Below are 12,604 nucleotides of genomic sequence, written 5' to 3'. Positions count from 1 at the left end.
AAAAAATAACTATTAAACTTCCTATGAATCAATTAATACCTAAGAATTGGATGTTCATCAAACAGCGTCTAACGCCTTATTTATTTTTACTACCTGCCTTGATTATTTTAGGGTTAACTGTCTTTTGGCCTGCATTGCAAGCGTTTTACCTCAGCTTTACCAGCTATGAAGATATTGCCCAGCCGCCACAATGGATAGGTTTCGCCAACTTCCTCAAGCTTTGGAAGGATGCAGTTTTTTGGAAAACCTTGGAAAACACTTTTTTATATCTTGTGGGCGTAGTACCAATTTTAGTAATTGCTCCCTTAGTGCTAGCAATTTTGGTAAATCAAAAACTGCGGGGGATGAATTGGTTTAGAGCAGCATACTATACCCCAGTGGTAATTTCAATGGTGGTTGCGGGAATAGCTTGGAAATGGCTGTATGCAGAAAACGGATTACTTAATCAGTTATTTAAAGCTTTAGGTATTTTTCCAGAAGGTATCCCTTGGCTAACTAGCCCAGCAAAAATTTTTGGCATCGTACCAATTTCTCTCGCCAGCGTGATGGCTGTCACCGTTTGGAAGGGATTAGGCTACTATATGGTGATTTATTTAGCGGGGTTGCAATCAATTCCTGCTGATGTTTACGAAGCTGCTGCGATCGATGGCTCTGATGGTATCAGCAAACATTGGGATATTACCATACCTTTGATGAAGCCGTATTTAGCACTAGTGGCGGTGATTTCGGCTATTTCTGCGACCAAAGTGTTTGAAGAAGTCTACATTATGACTCAAGGAGGGCCACTCAATAGCTCGAAAACTATTGTTTATTATCTATATGAGCAAGCCTTCAACAACTTGGAAATTAGCTATGCTTGCACCATTGGGTTAGTGCTATTTTTGATAATTTTAGGGTTATCGATTTTGCGATTAGTTATTAATCAGCAAGGGGATGATAATATCACAATCTGATATTGACTTATTTGAGATGGTGATTTAAAACCGATTCTGATATTCGACGACTGCACGACTGTCATCGGTTAAGTTAGTGGAAGCACGAACACGAAATTGGTCGTTTATTCGGTAATTAACACCCCATTGGAATGGGTCATTTGTGGTCAAAATTTTGATGCTAGAAACAGATATCTTAGAAGAAATATCAACCCCGGCCTCAGCTGCTAATTCCAAAGTTGAATTACTTCTTCCTGCTTCGGGATTCTCAGAAATAACGGTAGGAAATATCCGCAATTCACTTAAGCCAAAGGTACTTCCAATTTGGTTAAAGGCTGACTGAAAATTGTTGAATACAGCCGAACCTGCGATGTTAATCAGACCCAAAGTACTGTCTGCACGTCCTTGGGTGTCTACAAACCCACCTCCTAAAAGAGCAACAATTTCGGTTTGACTGCGTGATGGACTACTTGTTAATTCTAAATTCTCATTCAGTTTGCTCGCTAAACCGTTGATAGTGGCTTCGACTCGAACACTCTCTAAGGCTGATAAACCTGTGGCATTTACTCGTCCGAAATCATTACTTTGAGTTACATCCAGTACTTTGGCAAATAGCCGAATATCTAAGTTGGGATCACGGGGTTGAGATGGACTAAATGTTGCGGTATGTTTATAGCCACGAGCAAGATTAAATTGGGTAGTAAATAAATTTACTCCACCTTGTTCTAACTGGATAGTACCATCGGGTATTGGTTGATTGATTGAGCCGTTAACTATGAGATTACCAGTGGCGCGGAAGCTGAGAATAGGGGCACGGGTAATTTGGACGTTTTTACCTAGTTCCAAATCTAGATTATTAAATCTGGCGTTCGCATTTCCCGTCCCATTCCCAATTTCAGGTTTGCTTTGCTTATCGGCTTTTGTGGGTGATACACCAAGACTACTGTTATTTGCAGATGTTGTGGCGTCGGTAGATTCTGCTAGCAATACCTGACCATCAAATAAATTTACTTTACCGCCAATCATGGGGTTAAGGGCAGAACCAGTAATCTGCAAATTGCCGCTAGCGCCTCCCTGGTAGAGTCCTTTGAGATTCAACGCTAGCTGATCGAGGTTAACAGTCAGGGGATTATTAATAGTCACGTTTTCATTGTTGAAAATGGAAATTTCTCCAGCAGCTTCTACCTTCCCACGGCTAAATCTACCCTGAAGATTTTCTACTGAGATGCGGTCAAAATTAAACAGTACTCTACCCGTGACACGTCTCAGCTTACCTGGCAAAGCCTGGGCTGAAAAAGTAGCATTATTGACAGTAGCAATTCCATCTACTTGGGGTTTTTGCAATGTTCCCCGCACCTTGAGGTCTACTTCTCCTTCACCTTTCTCAAATACCACTTGATTAGTCAATGCGTTTAACAATGCCAATCCCTCATTTTCTAACTTCATATCCAAACTGATTTGCTCACTGTCTGGTGCAACAGAAGCAAAAGGCAATTTATAAGGTATGCTGCCAGTAATATCAACAGGCTTTGGCCCGGCAACTGCTACAGTACTACCAAAGTTTAAGCGTCCGTTGGCATAGCTGAAACTTGCTGTTGCTGACTCTATTTTGCTCTGATTCAGCATTCCTTCTGTGATTTGCAATTCCCCTCTAGATTGGGGATTGGCAATACTGCCTGCTAAAGCTGCTGTAGCGTTAAGATTACCTGTGATTCCAACTGGCAGTTTGACAAAATTATTCAGTACTTGTACCGGAAAATTATTCACCCGCAGCTGACCAGATTGTTCATCACCGCCAACGTTACCCGTGAAGGCAATTAGCCTGTTTTGGGATTCGAGGCGTAATGGTCGCAAACTCAATACACCGTTTTCAAAGTTGCCTTCAGCAATCACTTTGTCGGCAGTATAAAAACGATTTCGTTCTTCCTTTTTACCCCAGGCAAAGTCTTGTCCATTCAAATTAAATTCCACTGATAATCCATTGGCTGTAGCTGTATTTACAGCAACTTCACCGTTGAAAGTCCCTTTTAAGTCTGCCAAATCTGGTATGGGAGTGGAATCAAGTCGTTGTTGTTCCTTTTCTGCTACCAAAGCTTCAATTTCAGAAAACCGTTGGATTTGGGTTAATAAGGGTTGATTTGGCGCTCCTTGAGGGGTGGTGGTTAGATCTGCTGCTGTGCCGTAGATTGCTGCTGAACCACCTGGCAAATTTTGTAAATCAAATACTTTGGCTACAGCGACAACATCTTGGATTTGACCCTGCTTGACGTTCAGTTTACCTTGTAGTTGAGGGCCTTTCGGAGTTTGATTAACAGTGCCGACAAGGGCGTAGCTACTGCTACCTTTGACAAATTCGCTACTTGCGAGTGTGGCTTTACCATTACTGTAGCGGAATTGAGCTGCTATTCGATCGCCTTTAAGCCGGCCAATTTGCGGATTAGCGATCGCTAAATTCCCCGTTGTTGCCAATGTCTGCTGATTAAATAGCAAATCCCCAGTCAACAATCCAGCGATCTTACCAGCACCCAATCGAGTAATTGCTGGCGGAGTCAAATTCAATATTTGTAAGGGGAAATTTGCAACTTTCAGTGCCCAATCATTCCCTTGAATATTACCTGTGGCTGATGCTTGCTGCCATTTGACTAAGAAAGATTTCGGGCGATTATTGGCATCTAAATTGAAGGACAAGCGATCGCTATTTCCTGCCAAGTTTAAACTCAAACCGCGTCCCTGTGCGGAATCGATGTTTCCAGTTAACAATGGCTCAAAGGCAATATCTTGAACAACCAAGTCTCGTAAGTTAATTTGCCCTACCACATTTGGCAAGGGTAATTTACCAGTGATTTGACCATTAAAATCTACTCTCCCCGCCACAGCAACCTGATTAGGAAGATTGATTGGTAACTGTTTTAAGTTGTAATTCTGCGCCTGGACTTTGAGATTTAGGGCAGTAATTTCCGGTATGCCTGCCTGTTTAGCATTGGCTAATATGTTACCAGTCACACTTAAACCGGCAGCAGTTGCTTGCTCAATGGTCAGCCTTTCACCACTCCAAGCGATCGCAGCACTCAAGGGTTGCTCTAGACCAGGAATACCTTGGGATAATTGCACCTGTCCAGCGGCACGCACATCAGCTAATTTGGAAGATCCTAGCGTGCCAACTAATTGCAACTGACCGCCAAACTGACCCCGTAATTGCTGATTTAACCGATTTAATTCCACACCAGAAGCATTAACGACAGCTTGATAGCGACCATTAGCCACTTGAATATTAGAGGCTGCGATCGTTCCACCTGCAACATCCAGGCGTCCCTGACCGCTGGCTTGAATAGTGTGTGGTTGAAAAGATTCAACAGAACCCGCCACGTTTGCTTGACCAGTTAACACTCCTCGAAACTGCGGTGGTACTGCTGCCAACTTCTGCAACGGTACATTTTTAGCCTGAACTTGCGCCTGATAAACACCATTAGCTACTTGAATATTAGAGGCTGTAATCGTTCCACTTCCAACATTTATCTGCGCCTGACCAGTGGCTTGAATAGTTTGCGGTTGGAAGGACTCAACAGAACCCGCCACGTTTGCTTGACCAGTTAACGCTCCCTGGAATTCCTTTGGTACTGCTGCCAACTTCTGTAACGGTACATTTTTAGCCTGAACTTGCGCCTGATAAACACCATTATCTACTTGAATATTAGAGGCTGTAATCGTTCCACTTCCAACATTTATCTGCGCCTGACCAGTGGCTTGAATAGTTTGCGGTTGGAAGGACTCAACAGAACCCGCCACGTTTACTTGACCAGTTAACGCTCCCTGGAATTGCTTTGGTACTGCTGCCAACTTCTGCACAGGCACATTCTTAGCCTGAACTTGTGCCTGATAAACACCATTAGCTACTTGGATATTTTTGGCTATAACCGTTCCACCGCCAATAGCAAGGCGGCCTTCACCACTGCCAATGAGGGTTTTGAGGCTGAAATTCTCTCTGTTACCTGCGATTTGGAAAGTTCCACCCAAAGGATTATTTAAAGCTGGGGGAGACTGTTTCAATATTTGTCCCAGCCGCACATCATTAGCTACAAGTTGAGCAGAAAAGCTTTGGTCTTGCAGTTGGATATTAGAAATTGCAACTGTACCGCCACCAATTTGAACTCCTGCTCCATCACTGCGAACTGTGGCAATTTTAAATGGTGCTGTGCTTCCTGAGAGGAGAAGACGACCATTAAACTGTGCTGCTGCCAAAGAGACATTTTGGAGTTGACTTTTGTTTACAAAGGGTTCCAATTTCACCCCAGAGGCAACCGTCACAGCTTGCCAACGCTCATTGGCATAACTACCGGTTGCCCGGACTGTTCCACCACTGACATTTAGAGCCACATTACGGAAAGAGACGGTGCGATTTGGGGAAATCGCAACTTCACCAGTTCCGGGGTAAGTTCCGTTAGGAGCCTGAAACTGTACCACAGTTTGGACATTGGTGGGAGCGCCAGTTAGTTCGGCTGTAGCTGAGACATTACCGATTTGAAAAGCGGGTGTTGTTTCATAAACTTTTGCGATCGCATCCCCTGGAACATTTTTGGCCGCGAAATTTAAATCCAGTCGTGGGCTTTTACCAAGTTGAATTGTGCCAGCGCCCGTAATGTCGCCACCAACTTTAGCTTTACCTTGAATATCTTTCAGGGTAATTAAAGAGGAACTAGTAACAAGCTCAAACTTACTACTGATACTATTAAAATCAACTTTATCAATCCGAGCAGTTTGAATTGTGCCAACTGAGCCAGAGAGAATTGGCTCTTTAGTTGATCCGGTAATTTGTAAGTCTGCTTGTACTTGTCCAGCGATCGGCACAGGTAGTTTTATTTTGAGAGTCTCCTGGGCATTTGCCAAACTTACCGCATTTACACGGGCTGCCAAGTTAAAGCCTGCTTGAGTGTCGATGATTCCCGTAGCCACTAGGGGAATTTTGCCGTAGTTGCTAGTAACATTATTTAACTGCAACTCCGTTCCTTGAAAGTGGAGGTTTCCTTGACTATTGCTCAACAATTGCGGGACTTTGGGTATTTGAAGTGTTACCCCTTGTACAGCAGCATTGCCAAACAACAAAGTTTGCTGTCCTGGCGTCAACCGAACCAGCAAGTCGCCATTGGCTCGACCCGCTTGTAAGTTCACCGGTAACTTAATCAACCGAGTAATATCCGCAGCTAGCAAATCTTGTGCATGCACCTGGAAGTTCCCTGCTAGCACCCTGGAACGCGTCTCTCCCTGAATAGAAATACTGCCACCACTATCTGCTTGACCCCCAACTTCAAACCGGATCAACTGGTTATTAGCTAAAAGTTGGGCAGATCCGTTCAGTTGAGAAAATGTTACGGGGGATAAGGGAGACGTGGAAGATATTCCTACCCCTGCTCCCCCTGCTCCCCCTGCTCCCTGCTCCCTGCTCCCTGCCCCTTGCCCCCTGCTCCCTGCTTCCTCTGCCCTCTCCTGCGGCATCAATGCCAGCTTCGCATTGCGAAACCGCAGGTTGTCCAAATCGGTTTTAATCGGGCCGCCTTCACCTGACGATGCGATAGTAGTGGAAACCCAGCGCCCTTGGTCATCCTGTTGAATATAAATATCTGGGTTGACTAAGGTGACATCTAGCTTCAGGTGGCGGTTAAAAATTAGTTGTGGCAGGTCAAAACCCACCTCCACAGATTCCACTGTGGCCCGGTCTGGATCTGTGCTTGTCGCAGGGATAGCGGAAGCCCCAAACTGCACTCCCGTCAACGAAAATTGTGTGACTTTTCCCAGGTTTATCGGACGATTGAGTGTAGTCGTGAGACTTTGTTGTGCCAAGGGTGTTAACTCTGTTTGGACAAAAGTCCACAACCGCCAAATACCGACAATAACTCCTAACAGTAAAAGTCCGCCCAAGGCAATGCTACCCCGACTCAACACCAGCAACCACATACGCTTGCGGTTAGGGTAAGGGGAGTGACAATCTTGATTGGGAGATTTAATCATTTGCTTTCACTGTATTAATTGCCGGATGTCGCTGGCACACACAAGCATTAACTGGCACATTGATTCAGTATGCCATTTCCAGGATACGCCAACTAAACCCAAGGCTTCATTGGTTAAGTTACGGTATTTGCTCGATCTAATCTCGATCTAATACTTATGCTTAATAATATTGGCGTTTTCAGGAAAATCTGAATAGAGTGAAAATTGTTCCTGTGACTTCCCTTGAGTCACAATCTCGAACTTTAATATTAATAAACCTTAAAAAGGACAGATGATTACACCAATGCGTGTCTTTGTGTTAATTTTTAATGCTCGAACGGAAAATGAGGGGATTCACACGATTCGGGAGGGCGATGCCTACAGCGGCAAGCTACGCAATAAAATTCTGATGTTCGAGTCAGAAGACGATGCGACGCGCTTTGCCCTGATGTTAGAAGCTCAAGATTTCCCCGCACCAACACCAGAGCCGATGGATGCTGAGGAAATCAAGGAATTTTGCGAAAGTGCTGGATATGAATGGGAAATTATCCCAGAAAACAGCAATTTAGTTGTCACTCCCCCAGAACTGAATGTAGAAGAAACTGACTGGCAAGCAGATGCCAAGAAGGATGATACTGTTGAAGACACCTTCTTGCTCAATCAACAGCCACTAGAAGAACCAGAATTGTCTGATTCTGAACTAGAGAAGATTCGTCGCAAATTGGAAGGATTATTGTAAATGGTCATTGGTCATTGGTCATTAGTCATTGGTAACTGACAAATGACTAATGACTAAGGACAAAGGACAAATAAAAAATGACACAAGACAAATGACAAACTTGCAGGAACGGGGACATCTTTTAACCGAGCTGGTAAATCCTAACAGTCTGAATTTAGACCAGCTCAGTTCTCTGGAATTGGTGGAGTTGTTTAATAACGAAGACCAAAGAGCCGTCGCAGCAGTTGCAGCGGCGAAAGTTCAGTTGGCTGAAGCAATTGAGCGTACCGCAGAGCGTTTGCGCCACGGCGGACGGCTATTTTATATCGGTGCAGGGACAAGTGGCAGGTTAGGTGTGTTAGATGCTGCTGAGTGTCCACCTACTTTTTGTACACCTCCAGAGTTGGTGCAGGGGATTATTGCTGGTGGTGCTGGCGCACTGGTACGCAGTTCTGAAGATTTAGAAGACAGCATCGAAGGTGGTGAAAGTGCGATCGCTGGACGACATGTTACCCAGCTAGATGTCGTAGTTGGCATTACTGCTGGTGGAACAACGCCTTATGTCCACGGTGCGCTTCATGCTGCTCGTCAGCGGGGAGCCACAACTATTTTTATCGCCTGTGTTCCTGCTGAACAAGTTAGCTTTGATGCCGATATCGATATTCGCCTATTAACAGGGCCAGAAATAATTGCCGGTTCAACTCGCCTGAAAGCTGGTACAGCCACTAAATTAGCTTTAAATATCCTTTCTAGTGGCGTGATGGTCAAGCTAGGCAAAGTTTATGGCAATCGGATGGTGGATGTGGCGGTAACAAATCAAAAGTTACGCGATCGCGCTTTGCGAATTTTGCAAGACCTCACAGGTTTAAGTAGAGAAGCTGCTGGTTTTTTACTAGAACGCAGTGGTAAATGGGTTAAGCTCGCGCTATTGATGCACTGGACTGGTTTGGAAAAAGATGAAGGCGATCGGCTCCTTTCAGAACACCAAAGTAATCTCAGAGCAGCTGTTGTGAGCCATCAAAACCATAAGCAACTTGAATAATTTTTCTTAAATAAATACTAGACATCTCCCAATACTTCTCGGTTAAGGAGAAAAGGGGAAAGGCAAAAGGGAAAGAAAAAACCTTTAACCCAAACCCTTTACCCTTTACCCCAAACCCTATTCCGAGTTAAAAATACTTAACCGAAAAGTATTGAGACATCTCCGACAATTAAATATGCATTACCTGAAACCCTTTGTAGGGAGAATTCATGTAGACGCATTCGCAAAGCGTCTCCAAGAGTTGGGCTTCCCGCAGGGTATTTTCCCTACCAATTCTTTAGATGTCTACTAGATATCTAGTGAAAAAGAATTTAGAGGCATAGCAGTGCTACGCTCTATAAGTTTTGTGGATAAAGCATATTTCTGGAGATGTCTACTTTATAATATGGCTGCTACTTATCCTAGTAGTAAGCCTTTTTCAACAAAATATTTCTTAAAAAAGCTGACATTAACTAAATGTATTAATAATTGCAAACTTAAATAAATATTTTTAACATATATTGCTAATTTGAATAACTAAAGCACAATTCTCTAGAGACTACTAATATTTTTTAAACCAAAATTCAGAATTTATACGGATATGATTTTGTATTAAAATTCTTAAAATGATATATCAATACTCAATACTTCATAATGTGGACGATGGCAACCTACTTTAGTCATAAATATTAGCAGAATTAGCAAAAAAGTAAAGTCTGCCAATAAAAACCCAATGCTAGATAAATTATTTACTAGCAACGGTTTTGCTGTCTTCCCATCTACCTTGCTTTTAATAATCTTGATTTAGACTGTTATATACCAAATGCATTTGCACTTATTCACATATTTACTAAGCACTACTGTGGCGGAAGTATTGCCCAGCTTTAACAAGTAACTTGAGTACCTTATCAGGTTAATTGAAATAGTAGCTGGATTTATACCTTTCTATACTAGTACAACACGGCGTAAATAAACCACCCCTGACGCTCGTTCGCCCTTGGCGTCTCCCCTTGGGAGAAGACTCGCGGCAGTTCCTCATGGGGGAAACCCCCTTCTCTACGAGACGCTCCGCGTTGGCGTCAGCCTCTCCCTTTGGGAGAAGACCGGACTGCCTCACCATTCAAAATCAATGAAACGCTTACGCTGTATTAATTTTGAATTTTGAATTCCGCCTTGCAGTACTAGTGTCAGTTTTAATGCCTAGATTTTTAATAAAAGGAACAAACTATGCCCCATCAAGAACTTATTTCAAATAACCTAGTAAATGAATTTAAAACTTGTACTCAGTTACAATACAATGGCAAATTAAATATTAAGAGTTCAAAAGGTAGCCAATGGACTTTTTACTATCGACTCGGACGGATAGTTTGGGCAACAGGTGGAACTCATCCCTTCCGACGTTGGCGTAGACATATAGCTCAAAATTGTCCCCAAATTGATGTTGATAAGTTGCAGTTACGTGTGCAAGACCTATCAATTGATTACTGGGACTATAAACTAATAGAAGTCTTTTATAAAAAACAGAAAATCCAGAGGGAGCAGATTCAATCTATTGCAGAAAATACAATAGCAGAACTATTATTTGACCTAGCTTTACAAGGAAACTTTGCTTCTATAAGTTGCAATCGCAGTCAAGAAGTTATCTTAGAAACCCCAATGAGTTTCACGAGTGCAGAAATGTCTGTAAAGCACATGCAGGACTCGTGGAAAATTTGGTCAGAAGCTGGTTTAGCAAATTTTTCTCCTGACTTGGCACCAATTCTCCGAAGACCAGAACAACTCCAGCAGATGGTTAGTCCATCTGTCTACAAAAACTTTGTGAATTTAATCAATGGCAAATTCACTCTGCGAGATTTAGCCATGAAAATGAAGCAGAGTGTACTGCCACTCACTCGTTCGTTGCTTCCTTATATCCTTAAAGGAATCATTGAATTGGTAGAAGTACCTGACTTACCTTTAGGAGTTACTGAAGTCAACAATAACTCTACTAGCACACAAGCAAAGAAGCGGACTGTTCCACTAGTGGCTTGCGTCGATGATAGCCCTCAAGTATGTAAAATGCTAGAGGATATTATCACTTCTAATGGCTTGAGATTTGTCAAAATTCAAGATGCTGTACAAGCTTTACCAACTCTCATTCAGGATAAACCAGACCTGATTTTCTTGGATTTGATTATGCCAGTTGCCAGTGGTTACGAAATTTGTACTCAGTTACGACGAATATCTACCTTTTCCAACACGCCAATAATTATATTAACAGGCAGTGATGGTCTGTTAGATAGAGTTCGTGCCAAAGTAGTTGGTTCTACAGATTTTCTCACTAAACCTGTAGTGGCTGATAAGGTAATGAGTATTGTCCGCAAGTATTTGCCTACATCAAGTGTATCCACTGACAAAAGTAAATCTAGTTTAGAGGTTTGTAATTAGGGAGAATTAGAGACGATTTTTGATTCCGCATTCTTCCTCAAAACTTATAGACTTTTCCACCTCAGTAAAAATTAAATTATTGAGGTAAAACAATTTTAGATTTTAGATTGATTCCAGTCATCAAGTCATTGGCTATATAAATTAATTTTGAATTTAAAGATTTATTCTTGCGTTTAAATTCGCTTGCTTTCAGGTATTTTTAAATTTTTAGTCTGCAATCAAAAATTCGGTGATAAAACTATCTTATATTTAAATATATATTAATTTGTATTGATTACGTACTTTTTCTGAGGTTGATATATAAAGATTGAATCAAAATTAAACAAATACATTCTTTTGTATTTATAGCAGTCCTATTTGATTTGTGAAATAGTGGTTAGGACAAAGGGGTTAGGGCTAGTCTCTAGTCCCTTCCATGTCTTGTTTGAGTAATCATTTAGGATTTATATGTTTTGTTTACATTTTGAGAAGAAGTTAACGAGTAATTGCCATGAATACTGTTTTAGTTGTTGAAGATGGCTTAACAGATATGGAAATAATCAGCCGTTACTTGCAACAGGCAGGTTATTCTGTGATTAGCGCTACCAGCAGTGAAGAGGCTCAAGATAAAATAGATCAAAACAAGCCAGATCTAATATTTCTCGACGTAATTTTACCAGGTAAAAGTGGCTTTGAAATTTGCCGAGAACTAAAAAATAATCCTGACACTAGCAACATACCTGTGGTTTTTTGCTCTACAAAAAATAGTGATGTAGATAAAATTTGGGGTAATATGTTAGGCGCTGATGGTTATCTATCAAAACCAATTGATCGAGAAGAACTAGCTGTAGTTTTAAAGCGATTACTTAATTAGTACAAATTTCATAAATCAACAAATACTAGAAGTCACTGTTTATCAAATAGAACCTCTGTAAGAACAAGCAAGAACTGCAAATAGTGGTGCAAGATAAATCATCAAGGACAAAGGATCAATAGCTTTGGAAACCCAGGAAAAATTTTTAAGTTTTAATTTGGGAGCAAGTGATACAGCCGTAATCTCGTTACAACACATTACAGAAGTTTTGCAAGTATCATTACCAGAAATATGTGGCGTTCCTCAGATGCCAAGTAGCGTCTTGGGTATTTATAACTGGCGTGGTGAGATGCTTTGGTTGGTTGATTTAGAAGCAATGTTAGGTTATCCTCCAATTTCGCAAGGGCCAAATTTGCTTTCTAAAATGATGGCGATTGTTCTGGAAAATAAGGGCAAGTATTTAGGACTATTGGTGCGACAACTTATAGATATTGAATGGCTGGATAGTAAGGAAATGAAGCCAGCAACGGCGGAATTATTTTATCCTAAAATATCACCTTTTTTACAAGGATATTTTATTAATGATTCGGAGGATATGATTTTAAATTTGGATGCTACAACTATTATCCAAGCTCCAATATGGAGGATTCATAATTGAGTATTTAGGAATGATTAGGTATGTTAAAAAATCTAATCATTAATGAGCAAATACCATAGCATTCTTACCTGCC

7 protein-coding genes are annotated in these 12,604 nt (G+C 41.7%); 6 read left to right on the top strand and 1 reads right to left on the bottom strand.

Annotation, left to right across the window (positions count from 1 at the left end; all coding sequences use genetic code 11):
• The first annotated feature begins 23 nt into the window (after positions 1-23).
• Entirely contained in the window at positions 24-953 is a 930-nt protein-coding gene (locus tag FD723_RS00925) for a carbohydrate ABC transporter permease (protein WP_179063681.1), read from the top strand.
• A gap of 24 nt (positions 954-977) precedes the next feature.
• Here FD723_RS00925 and FD723_RS00920 read toward each other — a convergent pair whose 3' ends face one another.
• The gene (locus FD723_RS00920; RefSeq protein WP_179063680.1) at positions 978-6,935 is read right to left on the bottom strand and encodes a translocation/assembly module TamB; all 5,958 of its coding nucleotides are present in this window, start codon (positions 6,933-6,935) and stop codon (positions 978-980) included.
• 271 nt (positions 6,936-7,206) lie between these two features.
• On the opposite strand from FD723_RS00920, the gene FD723_RS00915 reads away from it, so the two are divergent.
• The 5 genes from FD723_RS00915 to FD723_RS00895 all read left to right on the top strand — a co-directional run bounded on the left by FD723_RS00915 (position 7,207) and on the right by FD723_RS00895 (position 12,531).
• Positions 7,207-7,653: a DUF3110 domain-containing protein gene (locus tag FD723_RS00915; RefSeq protein WP_179063679.1), complete on the top strand. Its 447-nt coding sequence runs from the start codon at positions 7,207-7,209 to the stop codon at positions 7,651-7,653.
• Between the two features lie 91 nt (positions 7,654-7,744).
• Positions 7,745-8,674: an N-acetylmuramic acid 6-phosphate etherase gene (murQ, locus tag FD723_RS00910; protein ID WP_179068977.1), complete on the top strand. Its 930-nt coding sequence runs from the start codon at positions 7,745-7,747 to the stop codon at positions 8,672-8,674.
• 1,206 nt (positions 8,675-9,880) lie between these two features.
• Positions 9,881-11,080 (top strand): response regulator, encoded by a 1,200-nt coding sequence (locus FD723_RS00905; RefSeq protein WP_179063678.1) that lies wholly within the window; start codon positions 9,881-9,883, stop codon positions 11,078-11,080.
• Positions 11,081-11,570: 490 nt separating this feature from the next.
• Positions 11,571-11,933, top strand: coding sequence for a response regulator transcription factor (locus tag FD723_RS00900; protein WP_179063677.1), 363 nt, complete (start codon positions 11,571-11,573; stop codon positions 11,931-11,933).
• Positions 11,934-12,057: 124 nt separating this feature from the next.
• Positions 12,058-12,531 carry a chemotaxis protein CheW gene (locus tag FD723_RS00895; RefSeq protein ID WP_179063676.1) on the top strand — a complete coding sequence of 158 codons (474 nt, stop codon included), beginning with the start codon at positions 12,058-12,060 and terminating at the stop codon, positions 12,529-12,531.
• Positions 12,532-12,604: the final 73 nt, after the last annotated feature.

Source organism: Nostoc sp. C052, from assembly GCF_013393905.1.
GTDB lineage: Bacteria > Cyanobacteriota > Cyanobacteriia > Cyanobacteriales > Nostocaceae > Nostoc.
Note: the sequence above shows the minus strand (reverse complement) of the source record. Positions and strands in the feature narration are given on the sequence as shown.

Coding starts and splice junctions, on each gene's coding strand:
- FD723_RS00915 (WP_179063679.1), top strand. CDS start 7,207: ATGATTACACCAATGCGTGTCTTTGTGTTAATTTTTAATGCTCGAACG.
- FD723_RS00905 (WP_179063678.1), top strand. CDS start 9,881: ATGCCCCATCAAGAACTTATTTCAAATAACCTAGTAAATGAATTTAAA.
- FD723_RS00925 (WP_179063681.1), top strand. CDS start 24: ATGAATCAATTAATACCTAAGAATTGGATGTTCATCAAACAGCGTCTA.
- FD723_RS00900 (WP_179063677.1), top strand. CDS start 11,571: ATGAATACTGTTTTAGTTGTTGAAGATGGCTTAACAGATATGGAAATA.
- FD723_RS00920 (WP_179063680.1), bottom strand. CDS start 6,935: ATGATTAAATCTCCCAATCAAGATTGTCACTCCCCTTACCCTAACCGC.
- murQ (WP_179068977.1), top strand. CDS start 7,745: ATGACAAACTTGCAGGAACGGGGACATCTTTTAACCGAGCTGGTAAAT.